Here is a 16,417-nt window from a genome sequence, read left to right on the forward strand (position 1 = left end):
CTGCATCTACGGAAAGCCCCTCGCCATGAAAAACATCGTTCTCGTCTCTGCCGTTGCCCTCATCGACGTCGAGGGGCGCGTGCTCTTAGCGCAGCGGCCCGAGGGCAAGTCCATGGCCGGGCTCTGGGAATTTCCGGGGGGCAAGGTCGAGCCGGGCGAGACCCCGGAGGCGGCGCTCATCCGGGAACTGCACGAGGAGCTTGGGATCGAGACCTGGGACAGCTGCCTTGCGCCGCTGACCTTTGCCTCGCATGCCTATGACGATTTCCACCTGCTGATGCCGCTTTTTGCCTGTCGCAAATGGCAGGGCGTGCCCCAGGCGCGCGAGGGGCAGGTGCTGAAATGGGCGCGGGCGCGCGAACTCACCGACTACCCGATGCCGCCTGCCGACGTGCCACTGATACCGATTCTCAGGGATTTGCTCTGATCAAGGATTTCTTGATGCTTTGGGGCGTATGATCAGAAAATCAGCGCAAAAACAGGCAGTTTTGCTCATTATTGAAACAGTTTTGTGCAAGAATTGTGTAGTTTCGGATCGCCCACTGGGGTAATAATGGTTCGCACAGAGTTTTAGTTTAGGACACAACATGTTGCGCACCATCATCATGGGGAGCTGCATCTCGGTCCAGGGCTTTCTTGAGAAGACCCTTCCCGATGGGCGTCTCGTCGTCCGCGTCGGCCAGCAGGTTTTCACCGGGCGCCCGGTCTGATTGTACGCCCCGTAGAAGTCAACGACATGCGAGTCGCCTGAAAAGGCGGCTCGTATTTTTTTGCCCCAAGCTGACGTCGGCAAAGATCGCACGGTCCACGGTGCAGGGAAGATGAACGCTCCAAGGGCAAGCCAAAGGCTCAAGCAAAAAGGCCGGCGAGGTGATCGCCGGCCTTTTCAAATTCAGCTGCCGCAGGAGGGCAGGGCGATCAGAGCGACCGCTCGACTTCCTCGCGCTCGAAGATCTCGATGACATCGCCGGGGCGGATATCATCGTAGTTCTCGAAGGCCATGCCGCATTCCTGGCCGGATTGCACCTCGGCAACCTCGTCCTTGAAGCGCTTGAGGGTCTTCAGCGTGCCTTCGTGGATCACCACGTTGTCGCGCAGCAGGCGAACACCTGCGGAGCGGCGGGCGATGCCCTCGGTGACCAGGCAGCCGGCGACTTTGCCGACGTTGGACACCTTGAAGACTTCCTTGATCGCCGCGTAGCCGATGAAGTTCTCGCGGATTTCGTTCGACAGCAGGCCCGAGGCCGCCGCTCTCACATCGTCCACGAGGTCGTAGATCACCGAGTAGTAGCGGATCTCCACGCCCTTCTGGTTGGCCGCGTTGCGGGCCGGAGCGTTGGCACGGACGTTGAAGCCGATGACCGGGCAGCCCGAGGCTTCGGCGAGGCCGATGTCGGTCTCGGTGATCGCGCCCACACCGGAGTGGATGACGCGCACGCGGACCTCGTCGTTGCCGACCTTCTCGAGCGCCTGGACGATCGCTTCGGTCGAGCCCTGCACGTCCGCTTTCACGATGACGGGCAGTTCCGAGACGTTCTCGTCGTCCTTGGCCTTCTGCATCAGCTGTTCCAAGGTCGTCGCGGCACCGGCTGCGGCGCGCTTGTCCTTGGTCACATGTGCGCGGTACTCGGCGATCTCGCGTGCCTGCGCCTCGGTCTCGGTGACGTTGAGAACGTCGCCGGCCTCGGGCGTGCCGTTGAGACCCAGCACCTCGACAGGCACCGACGGTCCCGCTTCCTGAACGCGCTCACCCTTGTCGTTGATCAGCGCACGGACTTTGCCGTACTGCTCGCCCACGACGAAGATGTCGCCCTGCTTGAGCGTGCCGTTCTGCACGAGCACCGTCGCCACCGGACCACGGCCCACGTCGAGCTGCGCTTCGATGACAGCCCCCTGTGCGGCGCGGTTCGGGTTGGCCTTGAGCTCAAGGATTTCCGCCTGCAGCGCGATGGCTTCGAGCAGCGTGTCGAGACCCTGGCCGGTCTTGGCCGAAACCTCGACGTCCTGCACGTCACCCGACATTTCCTCGACGACGACTTCGTGCTGCAACAGGTCGGTGCGCACCTTGGTCGTGTTCGCGGACGGCTTGTCGACCTTGTTGATCGCCACGATCATCGGCACCTTGGCCGCTTTCGCGTGGCTGATCGCCTCGACCGTCTGCGGCATCACGGCGTCATCCGCGGCAACCACCAGCACGACGATGTCCGTCACCTGCGCGCCACGCGAGCGCATCGAGGTGAAGGCGGCGTGACCCGGGGTGTCGAGGAAGGACAGCACGTCGCCGTTCTTCGTCGTCACCTGGTAGGCGCCGATGTGCTGGGTGATGCCGCCGGCTTCGCCGGAGGTCACACTGGTGTTGCGGATCGCGTCGAGCAGCGAGGTCTTGCCGTGGTCGACGTGGCCCATGATCGTGATGACCGGCGGACGCGGCAGGAGGTCTTCCGGCTTGTCGTCCACGGTTTTGATCACGTCCTCGACGTCAGCATCGGACACGCGGGTCACGCGGTGGCCGAACTCCTCGATGATCAGTTCCGCCGTGTCGGCGTCAATGCTCTGGTTTTGCGTCGCCATGATGCCGCTCTGCATGAGCGACTTCACCACGTCAGCCACGCGCTCGGCCATACGGTTGGCGAGTTCCGCCACCGTGATCGCCTCGGGCAGCTGAACGTCGCGCACGACCTTCTCGCGCGACTGCGCACCGCCCATGGCCTTCTGACGCGCGCGCTCCTGCTTGCGCTTCATCGCGGCCATGGATTTCTGCCGGCCACCTTCGCCGCCCAGAGCCTGGTTCAGCGTCAGTTTGCCGGAGCGGCGGTTGCCATCGTCGCGGGCACGCGCCGAGCGGCCACGCTCTTCGCGCTCGCGTTCGGCCTTGCGCTGCGGCTGAGCCGCCGGCTTGGCCCCGGGCGCACCGCCTGCGCGGGCCGGAGCCCCTGCAGCGCTGTCGTCCTTGGCCGCAGCAGCGGCTTTCTTGGGCGCGGCTTCTGCCTTCTTGGCCGCTTCCGCGGCCTCGGCAGCTTCGCGGGCCTTGCGCTGTTCTTCCTCGGCTTTCGCCTTGGCACGCTCTTCGGCCTCGCGCTGCTCGCGCTCTTTCTGTTCCTTTTCGGCGCGCATGCGCTCACGCTCCTCGGCGCGGGCCTTTTCCACGGCCTCGCGCTGAGCAGTCTCTTCGGCTTCGCGCGCCTTAGCGGCCTGCAGCGCGCGCAGCCGGCGTTCCATCTCCGAGTCGGTGATGCCCGCCGGGCGCTTGCCCGATCCGCCATGCGATCCGCCGCCCGAACCCTTTGCACCGCCTGCGGCGCCCGCTTTCGGGACCACGACGCGTTTGCGCTTGGTTTCTACCACGACGTTCTTTGTGCGGCCGTGGCTGAAGCTCTGCTTCACGTTCCCCGAGTGGGAGCCGCCGCGCAAACCCAAAGTCTTCTTGCCGTCGTTATCGCTCATTAAGATTCTCTTATCCTTTCCGGCGGCCCTTGCCGCCCGCGGCAGCCCCTGCTGCCGTTTTCGCGTCTGCCGATGCGACGCGCAGGCCCTTCAAACGTTGGGCCTCCTCTACAACACGTTTGGTGAGTCCACCAGCGCCAAGCGCTGCATGTATCACCTTTTCGCGTCCGAAGGCCAGCCCCAGCTCGTCCGCAGTGAGCCAGCCGATGTAGTTCCCCCCGTAGGGAGTACTCAATTTCGTCTTCCCGCGGGCCGATCCGTCCTCGGCCTGGATCAGGACGCGGGCTTCCTCTTTCGAAAGCCAGTCCTTCACCTTTTCATAACCCGAGACCGCGCCGCCGCCCTTGCGGGCGAGACTGATCAGCTCGACCACCCGTCGGGCAAGCATGCCCTCGATGAGGTCTGGCAGCCCTTCGGGAACCGTTACCGGCCCCTTGGCCGCGCGGGCAAAGAGACCCTTGCCCGCCGCCTTTTCCAATGCCTTGCGATCGGCCGAGACCCAGATGCCCCGACCGGGCAGCTTGCCCGCGAGGTCAGGAACGACCTGACCCTCGGGCCCGACCACGAAACGGATCAGACCGCCCTTGGGCTCCACGTCGCCAGTGGCGATGCAGCGCCGTTCGGGCCCGTCTGCCCCGTCCTTATCCTGACCTCCGCGGCTCATCTGGGACTCAGGCCTCCGCCTCGTCGGGCTCGCCGTCGAGCTCATCGCTCTCTGCCGCGCCGGACACGAGTTCCTCGGGGTCGACCCAGCCCAGCATCACGCGGGCGGTCATGATCATATTCTGCGCCTCTTCGAGGTCCACGCCGAATTTCTCGAGCAGACCGTCGTCCTTCTGGCGCTGGCCGTCGACCGTGGTCCAGCCACCGGCAAGTTCCCAGTCTGCGCAGGTGGCGAAGTCTTCGAGCGACTTGATGTCGTCCTGCGCCAGTGCCTCTACCATCTGGGGAGTGAGGCCCTCGAATTCAATGAGGCTCTCCTCAACGCCCAGCTCGCGCGCCTTCTCGAGCGCCTTGCGGGCCTGCTCTTCGATGAACTCGCGGGCACGGGTCTGCAGCTCTTCGGCGGTGCCTTCGTCGACGCCGTCAATCACCAGCAGCTCGTCGAGCTCGACGTAGGCCACTTCCTCGAGGTTGGTGAAGCCCTCGGCCACCAGCAGCTGCGCGAAGAACTCGTCGACGTCCAGCGTGTCCATGAAGAGCTTGGTGCGCTCTTCGAACTCGGCCTGGCGGCGCTTCGATTCTTCTTCCTCGGTCATGATATCGATGTCGAGGCCGGTCAGCTGCGAGGCGAGGCGCACGTTCTGGCCGCGGCGGCCGATGGCCAGCGACAGCTGTTCATCGGGCACGACGACTTCGATGCGCTCGGCGTCCTCGTCGAGAACCACCTTCGACACTTCGGCCGGCTGCAGCGCGTTCACGAGGAAGGTCGGCATGTCCTCGTTCCACGGGATGATGTCGATCTTCTCGCCCTGCAGTTCGTTCACAACGGCCTGCACGCGGCTGCCGCGCATACCCACGCAAGCGCCGACCGGGTCGATCGAGCCATCGTAGGACACGACGCCGATCTTGGCGCGCGAGCCCGGGTCACGGGCCACGGCCTTGATCTCGATGATGCCGTCGTAGATTTCCGGCACTTCCATCTTGAACAGCTCGGCCATGAATTCCGGCGCGGTGCGCGACAGGAAGATCTGCGGGCCGCGCGCTTCGCGGCGCACGTCCTTGACGTAGCAGCGGATGCGGTCGCCGGGGCGGTAACTCTCGCGGCCGATCTTCTCGTTGCGGCGCAGGATGGCTTCGCCACGGCCCACGTCGACGATGACGTTGCCGTATTCCTCGCGCTTGACCTGGCCGTTGATGATCGTGCCCTGACGGTCCTTGAATTCCTCGTACTGGCGGTCACGCTCGGCTTCGCGCACCTTCTGCAGGATCACCTGCTTGGCGCTCTGCGCGGCGATACGGCCGAGGTCGACCGGCGGGACTTCCTCGACATAGGTGTCGCCGACCTTGGGCTCGGCCATGTACTGCTTGGCCTGCTGGACGGTCATCTCGGCCTGGTAGTTCTCGAGAAGGTCATCCTCGACCACGGTGCGCACGCGGGTGAAGCTGGCGCGACCGGTCTTGCGGTCGATCTTCACGCGGATGTCCATCTCCGAGCCGTAGCGGCTCTTGGCGGCGCGGGCGAGGCTCTCTTCCATCGCTTCGATCACCAGCGAGGGGTCGATCATCTTCTCGCGAGCGACGGCTTCTGCGGTCTGCAGAAGCTCGAGCTGGTTGGCAGAGGTGATGGCCATGGTCTTAGTCCTCCTGAGCGGCCGCGTCGTCGGCCTCGATGTCGTCGAATTTGGTTTCGTCCACTTCCTGCGCCTTGCGGGCACGAAGCATGTCTCGGATCAGATCGTCGGTGAGCACCAGCTTGGCGTCCGACAGCCAGTCGAATTGCAGGCCAATGGTTTGGTCTTCGCCGCCCTCCTCGATGTTGAGCAGCACTTCGCCGCCCTCGACCCCGGCGACCACGCCGCGCCAGCGCTTGCGGCCGTCGATCATCTCGGCGGTTTCGATCTTCACCTCGTAGCCCTCGAAGGTCTCGAAGTCCTTGAGGCGGGTGAGGGGGCGGTCGATCCCGGGCGAGGAAACCTCGAGCGTATACGCGTCGATGATCGGGTCCTCGACGTCGAGCACGGCGGAGACCGCGGTGGAGATGTCGGCGCATTCATCGACTTCGATGCCGCCCTCGGGGCGTTCGGCCATGATCTGCAGGGTGGCGGTCTTGCCCCCCATGAGACGGATGCGCACAAGTTCGAACCCCATGTCTTCGATGACGGGGCCGACGATCTCGGCGAGGCGCTTGTCGAGCGATGATTTGGCGATGAGGTCGGTCATGTTTCTCCGACTCCTTCGGAAACAAAAATACGGGCGCGCGGCCCGTCGGTGTTTCCCGGTGGAGCTTCGGTGCCAGGACCGACGCGCCGCTGTTGAAGGGGCATATACGTGTCTGCTGCGGATTTCGCAAGGGTGATTCACCCAAGGGCGGCTGTGGCTGCGCGCGCTTTGCCGCCGAGAACGCGCGCCACCGTCTCCACCCCTCACGCAATCCCCTTTCCATGCGCCCTCTGATGGGCTTGATTGATGCATGGGAACGCATGGTCGCCCCGAGAAGTTACCGACTCGTACCCCGCACATGAGAATCCCAGATGCAAATCTTCCGCTGCCCCGCCTGCTCGAGCAGGGTCTACTTCCACAACCTCGCCTGCAGCTGCGGGCAGGAGGTCAGCTTCGATCCCGACGCGCAGGCCATGCTCGCGGGCGCCCGGCATTGCGCCAATCGCGATGACATCGCCTGCAACTGGGTGGCAGAAGAGGGCGATCTCTGCCGGTCCTGCGCAATGACCGAGACGGTGCCCGACCTGCGCGCCGAGCAGAACCTTCCGCTCTGGGCCGACAGCGAGCTGGTCAAGCGCCAGATGCTCGCCGAGCTGGCGCGCTGGGGCTGGTTCACGCCCGCCGACATCGGCCCGCGCCCGGTCTTTCGCATGCTCTCGGAGGAGACGCTTCATGGCGAGGCGGACGTGGTCATGGGACATGCGAACGGGGTCATCACCATTAACGTCACCGAGGCGAGCGAGGCAGTCCTCGCGCGCCGGCAGGAGCAGTTCGAAGAACTCTACCGCACGATGCTCGGGCACATGCGGCACGAGATGGCGCATTTCCTCTTCCTGCGGCTGGCCGAGGATCCGGCCTTTCTCGAAGATTTCCGGGCGCGCTTCGGGGACGAGCGCGCGGATTACGCGGAGGCCCTGGATCAGCATTACAAGGCTCCGAAAGAGCCCGGCTCGGAGTACATCACGACCTATGCCACCGCCCACCCGCACGAGGACTGGGCCGAAACCCTCGCGCATCTGCAGCATCTTGTCTCGATGCTCGACAGCGGTCTGGCCAGCGGTTTGCGGCTGCCGGATTTCCCGGCGGAGGGCTACGATCCCTACCTAGAAACCGACACCGAGGCGCTGATCACCCGCGCCGTAAACCTGTCGATCGCGGTGAACCACGTGAACCGGGCGCTCGACCTGCCCGATCTCTATCCCTTCGTGCTGACCCAGCCGGTGCGCGAGAAGATGGCGCTGGCGCACCGCTGGCTGCGGCGTCTCTAAGGCGCCCTTTTAGCGCGCCAGCAATGCCGCGCTGCGCGCCGCATGGCGGAAGATCTCGGCATCCGCCCCGATTTCACGCCGCGCAAGACGGCTGAGGGCGCCTTCGGCGCGAGCCGGAGTTTCGCGGATGCGTTCGAGCCGGGCCAGCGCCGCCTTGAGTGCGCGGCGTTTGGCGGGAGGCGTGGCGGGGTTTGCGAGGATCTCATGCGCCCGCAGGGTCGCATGGCCAAGATCAAGCAGCGCCAGCCCGCTGTCTAGTGCGCTGCGCTGCGCCCTTGCCGAGCGCCCGGTCAGCCGGAAGAGCCGCAGCATTCGGTGATAGAACCGGGCGCGCCAGGCCGCGCGGTGGCGCAGCGCTTCGCCATCACCGGCCAACGCCGCCACATCGTGCAGCATCATCTTCGCCAGCGTGACCTGCTTGCGGCGCAGGGTCGGCGGATAGACCGTGCGATAGGCCACCAGTGCGGTGAGCGGCGCGGCTACAACGGCAAGAGCCATAAGCACAGAAGTGCCAAAATCGCCGGTGAGCGGCAGCGCCGGGTGCAGCAGGAGCAGCATCACCATGTTGACATCGAAGCTGACCCTCATGCCCCGGTCGTGCCCGCCGAGCAGGCCGCCAAGCAAGATGAACGGCAGCACCATCGCCACAAGCTGCCAATCCGCCCCCGCCTGCGGCCAGATCAGCCAGCGGATCGCCAGTGCCATGCCCGCGCCCATGAGCTGGCCAAGGAACACGTAGGGCAGCAGGGCGATCGGGTTCTCGAAGGTGGTGAAGATAGAGATCATGATCGACATCCCGAGCAGCAGGAAGGCGCCGGCCGCGAAGCCGGTGATCTGCCAGATCAGGCCGAAGAGCAGCAGTGCGCCGGTGGCGCGGATCGCCGCCTCGCGGGCGCCGATCCAATCGCGGTGCAGCACCACGGGCAAAAGGTGCTCGGCCCCCGGGGCCGAGCGGTTTTCGGGCGCGCGCCAGCGGGCGAGGGCCTGGACCAGGGGTTGCAGTGTCTCCGCAGCGTCGGGATCGGCCGCGGCGCGCCCGAGCGCGGCGTGCGCTGCAGCGCTGTCGCCCCCGCGCAGGGCCTCGGCGGCCTCATTCAGGGCCAAGCACGCGGCGTCGGGCAGGGTGTTTGCCTTTTGCCCGCGGTGCCAGAGCAGCACCGACAGCGCGGTCGACAGCAGCGCGCGGCTGGCGCGAGTCTCGCGGCGCGAGCGAAGCGAGCCAGCGGCATGCGGGTCGAGCGCCTCCTCAATGTCTGCCATGTCCGAGATCAGGCGCCGCGCCGCTTCGGGGTCGGAGCCATGCCTCGAAAGCTGGTCGCAGAGGTCGGCCAGTATGCCACGGACGCGCGAGCGCAACGCGTCGCCGTCGGCGGCGGGCGCAAAAAGCCAACCCACCACCAGCGCGGCGAGCACGCCCACCAGCACCGTCGCCATCCGGTCTGCGCCGAGCGCCCAGACGGTCTCGGGGTGGCCGACGTCGAGCAGGGCGACCATCGCGGCGGTATAGCCCGCCAGCACCGTGCCATAGGCGAAAAAGCCGCGCAGGAGGTTGGCGAGCCCGGTGCAGAGCCCGACCCAGAGTGCCAGCCCGATGACCAGCAGGGCCGGGTGGACCTGCATGGCCAGGATCAGCCCGACGCCGGCGACCGTGCCGATCACCGTGCCGGCGAAGCGGAAAAGGCCCTTTTCCAGCAATTGCCCCCGGACTGGCTGCGAGGCCGCCCAGACGGTCATCCCCGCCCATTGAGGGTGCTCCAGACCGAGCAGCCAGGCCGCCACCAGCGCCAGGCAGGCGGCAAAGGCGGTGCGCAGGGCAAAGGTCAGCCGGGCCTTGTTGAAGCCAAGGCTTTCCAGCGCGGCGCTCACGCCTCCGCCTCCTCGGTCAGCATGGCCTCGGCGCGGGCGGCGATGCGGGTGAAGGCGTCCAGCATGGCGCCTGTCTCGTCTTCGGTGATCTCGGCGAGGAGTTCACGTTCGGCCTGCAACAGCATGGCGCGGATGCGCGCGAGCTCGGTCCGCCCCTCCGCGGTCAGATGGATGCGGCGCGCGCGGCGGTCCGAGGAATCGACCCGCCGCTCGACGAGGCCGCGGGTCTCCAACATGTCGAGGAGCCGCACCAACGTCGAGGTGTCGAGGCTGATCCGCGCCGCGAGATCGCGCTGGCTTATGCCGTCTCCGCCTTCGGCGAGGTGGACGAGCGGACGCCAAGTGGCGTCGCTGAGGCCGGCTTCTGCAAGGCGCGTGTCGACCACCCGGTGCCATTGCCGGGCAAGGGTGATGAAGGCAAAGCCGAAGCGGTCGCGGGGGGAGGGAGTCTGTGTCATGAAAAGCATGTATGTCAAAATGATTTGGAATACAAATCAAACACTGATGCCGGGAGAGCGGCAAATGGTTGCAACGCTCGGCGTGTGTGCCGGCGGGGCCTCGCGCTCGCCGCCCCGTGAACGGGGCGCGGATTGCGCCGGGGAGCGGCGCGGTCTAGTCTTCGCGCCAACCAATCAACAGGAGGCGGCATGTCGGGCAAGGCATTCGGGACACTTCGCGGCACGGTTCTCGCGCTTGCACTGATGGTGGCAGGGGCCGGGGCGGTTTCCGCCGACAGCCTGTCGGGCGACTACCTTGCCGCACGGCAGGCCAGCTTCGCCGGGGACTTCAAGGCGGCGGCCCGCTACTACGGCGAGGCGGTCAAGCACGACCCCGAGAACGCAGACCTGCTCGAGCGCGCCGCGCTGGCGAACATCGGCCTCGGCGATTTCGTCCGGGCCGAGGCGCTGGCCGAACGTCTCACGGCACTGGGCCACAGCAGTCAGATCGGCCAGCTTGCCGAGATTGCCGTGCTGGCCCACGAAGAGAACTACGCCGAGCTGCTGAAGCGGATCGAAGAAGGCCGCTCGGCGGGGGCGCTGGTCGACGGGCTGCTGAAGGCCTGGGCCGAGCTGGGCCGCGGCGACGTGAGCGCGGCACTGGCCTCCTTCGATGCCGTGGCCGAAGAGCGTGGACTCGCCGGTTTCGCCGCCTATCACAAGGCCATGGCGCTGGCATCCGTCGGCGACTTCGAGGGGGCCGAGGCGATTTTTGCCGATCCTGCGGGCGGCGGCATGCAGATGACCCGCAGCGCGGTGCTGGCGCGGATCCAGATCTTGTCGCAGATCAACCGCCAGTCCGATGCCGTGTCGCTGATCGACGAGGCCTTCGGGCAGCAGCTCGACCCCGGCATGGAGGATCTGCGTGCCAAGCTCGAGGCGGGCGAGACGCTGCCATTCGACATCGTCACCTCGGCCCGCGACGGCATTGCCGAGGTCTTCTTCACCATTGCCGGTGCGCTGGCCAATGAATCCGCCGAGGATTACACGCTGCTGCACGTGCGCGTGGCCGAGTACCTGCGCCCCGATCACGTCGGCGCGCTGCTGATGGCGGGTGAACTGCTGGAGAAGATGGGCCAGTACGAGCTCGCCGCCGCTACCTATCGCCGCGTGCCACGCGAAGATGCCGCATACCACGTGGCAGAGCTGGGCCGGTCCGACGCGCTGCGCGCCGAGGGCAAGCTCGATGCCGCGGTCGAGGTGCTGGAACAGCTGGCCGACACGCATGGCAACCTGCCGGCGGTGCAATCGGCGCTTGGGGATCTGATGCGGCAGCTCGAGCGCTACGGGGAGGCGATCACCGCCTATGACCGGGCGCTGGCCACCTTCGCCGAGCCCGATCCGGCGCAATGGTTCCTCTATTACGCCCGCGGGATCTGCAAGGAGCGGGACGGGAACTGGGAGGCCGCCGAAAAGGACTTCCGCGCCGCGCTGGAGTTCGTGCCGAACCAGCCGCAGGTGCTGAACTACCTCGGGTATTCCATGGTCGAGCACCACGTGAACCTCGACGAGGCGCTGGAGATGATCGAGCGCGCCGTCGAGGCAGAGCCGCAGAGCGGCTATATCGTCGACAGCCTCGGCTGGGCGCTCTACCGGCTGGGGCGCTACGACGAGGCGGTGGGCCACATGGAGCGCGCTGCCGAGCTGATGGCGGTCGACCCGGTGGTCAACGACCACCTCGGCGACGTCTACTGGGCCGTCGGCCGCAAGACCGAGGCGCGCTTCCAGTGGCAGCGCGCGCTCTCCTTCGTCGGCTGGGAAGACGCCTCGGACGATGTCGAGCCAGAGCGTATCCGCCGGAAGCTGGCAGTTGGGCTCGATACCGTGCTTGCCGAAGAGGGCCGGCCGCCGCTGAAGGTGGCGCATGACGTGGAGTGACGTCTTCGCCCCGGCGAAGGTCAATCTGACCCTGCACATTACCGGCCAGCGCGACGACGGCTATCACCTGCTCGACTCGCTGGTCGCCTTCGCGCCGGTGGGCGACACGCTTCGCGTCGCGCCAGCCGAGGAGCTGACCCTTCGCCTCGAAGGGCCGGAGGCCGAGGGGCTGCCCGCCAATGGCGACAATCTCGCCCTGCGCGCCGCCGCCATGGTGGGGGAGGGTCAGGGCGCCGCGATCGTGCTGGAAAAGGTCCTGCCGGTGGCCTCGGGCATCGGCGGCGGCTCGGCGGACGCTGCGGCGGCGGCCCGCGCCGTGCTGGCCGAGGCCGGGGCGTTGGATGCCGATGGTCTGGCGCGGGCGGAAGCGGCGCTTCTGGCGCTCGGGGCGGACGTGCCCATGTGTCTTGCTTCGCGCCCGGTACGGGTTCGCGGGATCGGCGAAGGTCTGACGCACGTCAGCCTGCCCCCGCTGCCCGCTGTGCTCGTCAACCCGCGGGTGCCGGTCTCGACACCGCAGATTTTCCGTAGCCTCACCGCGCGCGACAATCCCCCGATGCCCGAGCATCTGCCGGAGTTCACCGAACCCGAGCCGCTGATCAACTGGCTGGCGGGCATGCGCAACGACATGGAGCCCGCGGCCATCGCGCTGGAGCCGGTGATCGGCACCCTGCTGGCGGAACTGGCCGCTCTGCCGGGCTGCCGGCTGGCGCGCATGTCGGGATCGGGGGCCACCTGCTTCGGGCTCTTCGCCACGATGGCAGAGGCAGGGGCGGGGGCAGAGGCCCTGCGCGCGGCCCGCCCGGAGTGGTGGATCGCCGAGGGGCTCTTGGGGGATCAGCAGGCGCGGGCGATGCCGCGCCGGGGCTGATCTTGGCCTTACCGCGACGGGCGCGGGCTCAGTAGAGCCGCGCCACCACGAAATCTGCCAACTCGATCATCACGTCGCGGAGTTCGGACTGCGGCAGCTGCGCCATCGCGGCCTTGGCCTTTTCCGACCAGCCGAGCGCATCCTCGCGCGTGGCGTCCAGCGCCCCGTGCTTGTGCAGCAGCTCGAGCGCGTAGTCGAGATCGCCCTCTTCCTGCTTGCCCTTCTCGATGGTGCGCTGCCAGAAGGCGCGCTCCTCGGAGTCGGCGGCGGCCACGGCCTTGATTACGGGCAGGGTCAACTTTCGTTCGCGGAAGTCGTCGCCGACGTTCTTGCCGGTGGCCGCGCTTTCACCCATGTAATCGAGCAGGTCATCGGCGATCTGGAAGGCGATGCCAAGCGCGTCGCCATAATCGAAGAGCGCCTGCACCTGCGCCGGGTCGGCCCCGGAAATGACTCCGCCCACCTCGGTCGCGGCCGAGAAGAGCGCGGCGGTCTTGCCGCGCACGACCTGCAGGTAGATGTCCTCGGTGGTGCCGAGATCCTGCGCAGCGGTGAGTTGCAGCACCTCGCCCTCGGCGATGGTTGCAGAGGCGTTCGACAGGATTTCCAGCACGCGCAAGTTGCCGGTCTCGGTCATCAGCTGGAAGCTGCGGGCAAAGAGATAGTCGCCGACCAGCACCGAGGACTTGTTGTCCCACAGCAGGTTGGCGGTGGGCCGGCCGCGCCGCTGCGCGCTTTCGTCGACCACGTCGTCATGCAGCAGGGTCGCGGTATGGATGAACTCCACCGTCGCGGCGAGATGCACGTGGTAGGGGCCGTCGTAGCCACAGATATTCGCCGCGGCCAGCGTCAGCATCGGACGCAGGCGCTTGCCGCCCGCCTCGACCAGATGCGCGGTCACCTCCGGGATGCGCGGCGCATGTTTCGAGGCCATCCGCTCGCGGATCAGGGTGTTCACCGCACCCATCTCGTCGGACAGCATCGACGCCAGGCGATCGTGCGGTTTCGCTTTTGCCGTATCCAAGCCCATCAGACCCCCGTCACAGGCTCGACAAGGCCGGGGCCCTGTCCTTACATCCCCAGTATGGAAGAACTTCTGCGCACAACCGACATCACCCTGATACCGCTGGCGAAGACCCTCCTTGATGGGCAGGGTATAGACAGCTTTGAGTTGGACGTAAATATGAGCGTCCTCGAGGGCTCCTTGGGTATACTTCCGCGCAGGCTGATGGTCCGCAGCGGCGAGCTCGAGGCGGCACGGCGGGTGCTGCGCGACTTCGGCATTTCGTTCGAGTCCGGCGCGTGAGACGCGACATCTTTGCCGAGGAGGCGCTGCGCTGCGACGACTTCCTCGGCGGGCGTGCAAAGATATGGCAGCCGAAACAAGGTCTTGGATATCGCGCCGGGGTGGATCCCGTACTGCTGGCGGCGAGTGTCGAGGCGCGGCCCGGGCAGGAGGTGCTGGAGCTCGGCTGCGGCGCAGCCCCGGCGCTGGTCTGTCTTGGCGTGCGTGTTGGCGGGCTGCGGGTGGCCGGCGTGGAGCTTCAGCCCGGCTATGCCGCGCTCGCGCGGCGTAACATTGCCGAGAACGGTCTCGAGGGGGAGATCCTCGAAGCGGACCTCGCGCGGCCGCCCGCCGCGCTGAAGGCGCGCTGCTTCGATCACGTTTTCGCCAACCCGCCGTATTTCGAGCCGGGCAAGCGCAGCGTCTCGCCGGATGCGGGGATCGAGCTGGCGCAGGCCGGCGCGCTTCCGCTGGGGGATTGGGTGGCGCTGGCCGCGAAGCGTCTCAAGCCACGCGGTACCGCGACCTTCGTGCAACGGGTGGAGCGGTTGCCGGAACTGCTGGCCGCGCTGAATGCGCATCTGGGCTCTGTCGAGGTGCTGCCGCTTGCCCCGCGCGAGGGCCGCGCGCCCCGGCTGATTCTCGCGCGCGGACGCAAAGGAGGGCGGGCAGCTTTCCGCCTTTGCCCGCCGCTCGTGCTTCACGCTGGCGCGTGCCACCTTGAAGACGGCGAAGATTATACAAATGTCGTTAAAGCAGCCTTGCGTGACGGAAAATCGATCATCTTTGGTGGGTGAGCGAAAGTCCGAGCATCGCCTTGAGCCTGCGCTAAGCAATGCTGCGGGTGCGGCGTGACAGAATGTAAAAGTTATGCTGCACTGTATGTGCCCAAAGCAAGAAGGAGGATATAATGAGCTTAACTTCTCACCTGCAGGAACTGAAGAAGAAGCACCAGAACCTCGCCACCACGGTGGAAGAAATGCAGCGTAGTCCGGGCGTGGACGACCTGCATGTTGCAGCCCTGAAGAAGCAGAAACTCCGGATCAAGGAAGAGATTAGCCGGCTCTCGGCAGAGGCCACCTAACTAGGCACGGGCAGGCAGCACCCGCGAGGGACAGCCACCTACCTGCCTCGAGAGTGGACGTGAGACACCGATCCAAGTGGCCGCCGCGCCTCAGGATCGCAGAGGTTCCGGGCCCGAATCTCCGGGCCCGGGCAGCAGGGCAAGGCGCCAACCGGCGCGCGACGATGCGGCATTTCAGAGCACGCCTTTCAACACGCATCCCTTTTCACCCTTGCAAGGATGGCCGCGGCCCGATTGGTCCGCGCATTCGGAAGGTCGTGCGTGCCGCGCCCTGTCAAAGAAAGCGCCCCCGGAGACCCAAACTCCGGGGGCGCTGCCTTGAGAGGAGGGATTCCAATCTGCGATAAATTGGTCCCGGAAGACATCAGTCGATGGGCTCGAGGGTCTTCTCGAGCTGCTCGCGCAGATGCGCGTGCTGACTCGGCAGCTTCAGCGCCTCGCCGAGGTGCGCGCGATCCTCGTCACGGTCGAAGCCGGGTTCGTTGGTCGCCACTTCGAAGAGAACGCCGCCGGGGCTTCGGAAGTAGATCGCATAGAAGTAATCCCGGTCGATCTGCGGCGTGATCTGGTAGCCCTGCTCGGTGAGCGCCTTGCGCACTTCGAGCTGTGCCGCGCGATCCTCCACCGCGAAGGCGATGTGATGGACGCTGCCGGCGCTCTGGGTTCCTTGGGGGGCGTCGACGGTTTCAATGTCGATGGTGCCCGCACCATTATGCTCCGGCAACACCAGGCGCATCACGTTGGCCTGGCGGCACTCTTCCTTGTAGCCCATGGCGCCCATCAGCTCGGCGGTCGGCCCCGCGTCGCGCAGGCGCATCTGCACCGAGTGGAAGCCGCGGATCGCAATGTCCTCACCGACACTGCCACCGGTCCAGGGAAGACGGCTGTCTTCGGCCTCGACCAGTGCCAGCCCTTCGCCGTCCGGTCCCTCGAAGGCGAGGCGGTGCTCGCCGTAGCGGTTGAGCCGGTCGATCCCGGTGACGCCGGCCTCGGTCAGTCGCGCCTCCCAGGCGTCGAGCGACCCCTCGGGGACGGCGAAGGCGGTGGTCGCGACCTCGCCGGTGCCCCGGCGGCCGCGGGTGGCATGGGGGAAGGGGAAGTAGGTCATGACGCTGCCGGGAGTGCCCAGTTCGTCACCGTAGTAAAGGTGATAGACGTCGGGGGCGTCGAAGTTGACGGTCTTTTTGACCCGCCGCAGGCCAAGCGTGTGGGTGAAGAAGGTGTTGTTCCGAGACGCACTGCTGGCCAGCGCGGTCACGTGATGCAGGCCCTTGATCTGTGTAAGCATGGTCTCTCTCCTGATGAAGAATTGATCCCCATATAGGCGCTAGCGGGTTTTCT

At 66.4% G+C, this 16,417-nt stretch carries 16 protein-coding genes; 8 read left to right on the plus strand and 8 right to left on the minus strand.

Annotated elements, in window-relative coordinates; translation table 11 throughout:
• Window positions 1-25 precede the first annotated feature (25 nt).
• Window positions 26-427 (plus strand): 8-oxo-dGTP diphosphatase MutT, encoded by a 402-nt coding sequence (mutT, locus tag G0D83_RS14020; RefSeq protein WP_164195070.1) that lies wholly within the window; start codon window positions 26-28, stop codon window positions 425-427.
• A 160-nt stretch (window positions 428-587) separates the two neighbouring features.
• Entirely contained in the window at window positions 588-710 is a 123-nt protein-coding gene (locus G0D83_RS32515; RefSeq protein WP_095882083.1) for a hypothetical protein, read from the plus strand.
• A gap of 208 nt (window positions 711-918) precedes the next feature.
• Here the strand turns inward: G0D83_RS32515 and infB are convergent, their stop codons facing one another.
• The 4 genes from infB to rimP are packed head-to-tail and all read right to left on the minus strand — an operon-like array spanning window position 919 to window position 6,327.
• A complete protein-coding gene (gene infB / locus G0D83_RS14025; protein WP_108964548.1) occupies window positions 919-3,444 on the minus strand; it encodes a translation initiation factor IF-2 in 2,526 nt (841 codons plus the stop codon).
• Between the two features lie 10 nt (window positions 3,445-3,454).
• Window positions 3,455-4,108: an RNA-binding protein gene (locus tag G0D83_RS14030; protein ID WP_108964549.1), complete on the minus strand. Its 654-nt coding sequence runs from the start codon at window positions 4,106-4,108 to the stop codon at window positions 3,455-3,457.
• A 7-nt stretch (window positions 4,109-4,115) separates the two neighbouring features.
• A complete protein-coding gene (gene nusA, locus G0D83_RS14035) occupies window positions 4,116-5,738 on the minus strand; it encodes a transcription termination factor NusA (RefSeq protein WP_108964550.1) in 1,623 nt (540 codons plus the stop codon).
• 4 nt (window positions 5,739-5,742) lie between these two features.
• Window positions 5,743-6,327 carry a ribosome maturation factor RimP gene (gene rimP / locus G0D83_RS14040; RefSeq protein WP_108964551.1) on the minus strand — a complete coding sequence of 195 codons (585 nt, stop codon included), beginning with the start codon at window positions 6,325-6,327 and terminating at the stop codon, window positions 5,743-5,745.
• A 311-nt stretch (window positions 6,328-6,638) separates the two neighbouring features.
• Between rimP and G0D83_RS14045 the strand changes: the two genes are divergently transcribed.
• Window positions 6,639-7,595 (plus strand): putative zinc-binding metallopeptidase, encoded by a 957-nt coding sequence (locus G0D83_RS14045; protein ID WP_164195072.1) that lies wholly within the window; start codon window positions 6,639-6,641, stop codon window positions 7,593-7,595.
• Window positions 7,596-7,604: 9 nt separating this feature from the next.
• Here G0D83_RS14045 and G0D83_RS14050 read toward each other — a convergent pair whose 3' ends face one another.
• Together G0D83_RS14050 and G0D83_RS14055 are read right to left on the minus strand one after the other, a co-directional pair.
• Window positions 7,605-9,461 carry an FUSC family protein gene (locus tag G0D83_RS14050; protein ID WP_164195074.1) on the minus strand — a complete coding sequence of 619 codons (1,857 nt, stop codon included), beginning with the start codon at window positions 9,459-9,461 and terminating at the stop codon, window positions 7,605-7,607.
• Window positions 9,458-9,919, minus strand: coding sequence for a MarR family winged helix-turn-helix transcriptional regulator (locus G0D83_RS14055; protein WP_164195077.1), 462 nt, complete (start codon window positions 9,917-9,919; stop codon window positions 9,458-9,460). Before G0D83_RS14055 ends, G0D83_RS14050 begins: the two co-directional genes overlap by 4 nt.
• Window positions 9,920-10,108: 189 nt before the next feature.
• Between G0D83_RS14055 and G0D83_RS14060 the strand changes: the two genes are divergently transcribed.
• Both G0D83_RS14060 and G0D83_RS14065 read left to right on the plus strand, forming a co-directional pair.
• On the plus strand, window positions 10,109-11,836 hold the full coding sequence (locus G0D83_RS14060; protein WP_164195079.1) for a tetratricopeptide repeat protein: 1,728 nt from the start codon (window positions 10,109-10,111) through the stop codon (window positions 11,834-11,836).
• Entirely contained in the window at window positions 11,823-12,707 is an 885-nt protein-coding gene (locus G0D83_RS14065; protein WP_164195081.1) for a 4-(cytidine 5'-diphospho)-2-C-methyl-D-erythritol kinase, read from the plus strand. The genes G0D83_RS14060 and G0D83_RS14065 overlap by 14 nt, the downstream gene beginning before the upstream one ends.
• Before the next feature lie 28 nt (window positions 12,708-12,735).
• Here the strand turns inward: G0D83_RS14065 and G0D83_RS14070 are convergent, their stop codons facing one another.
• A complete protein-coding gene (locus G0D83_RS14070; protein WP_164195083.1) occupies window positions 12,736-13,737 on the minus strand; it encodes a polyprenyl synthetase family protein in 1,002 nt (333 codons plus the stop codon).
• Window positions 13,738-13,791: 54 nt separating this feature from the next.
• Here G0D83_RS14070 and G0D83_RS14075 point away from each other — a divergent pair, with 54 nt between their 5' ends.
• The 3 genes from G0D83_RS14075 to G0D83_RS14085 all read left to right on the plus strand — a co-directional run bounded on the left by G0D83_RS14075 (window position 13,792) and on the right by G0D83_RS14085 (window position 15,076).
• Window positions 13,792-14,013: a DUF2007 domain-containing protein gene (locus G0D83_RS14075; protein WP_108964557.1), complete on the plus strand. Its 222-nt coding sequence runs from the start codon at window positions 13,792-13,794 to the stop codon at window positions 14,011-14,013.
• Window positions 14,010-14,789, plus strand: a complete 780-nt coding sequence (locus G0D83_RS14080) for a methyltransferase domain-containing protein (RefSeq protein WP_164195085.1) — start codon at window positions 14,010-14,012, stop codon at window positions 14,787-14,789. Before G0D83_RS14075 ends, G0D83_RS14080 begins: the two co-directional genes overlap by 4 nt.
• Window positions 14,790-14,902: 113 nt before the next feature.
• Window positions 14,903-15,076 carry a YdcH family protein gene (locus G0D83_RS14085; protein WP_095881329.1) on the plus strand — a complete coding sequence of 58 codons (174 nt, stop codon included), beginning with the start codon at window positions 14,903-14,905 and terminating at the stop codon, window positions 15,074-15,076.
• A 364-nt stretch (window positions 15,077-15,440) separates the two neighbouring features.
• On the opposite strand, the gene G0D83_RS14090 is transcribed toward G0D83_RS14085, so the two are convergent.
• Window positions 15,441-16,364, minus strand: a complete 924-nt coding sequence (locus tag G0D83_RS14090) for a VOC family protein (RefSeq protein ID WP_164195087.1) — start codon at window positions 16,362-16,364, stop codon at window positions 15,441-15,443.
• Window positions 16,365-16,417 lie beyond the last annotated feature (53 nt).

It is taken from the genome of Salipiger sp. PrR003 (assembly GCF_010500785.1).
Classification (GTDB): domain Bacteria; phylum Pseudomonadota; class Alphaproteobacteria; order Rhodobacterales; family Rhodobacteraceae; genus Salipiger; species Salipiger pacificus_A.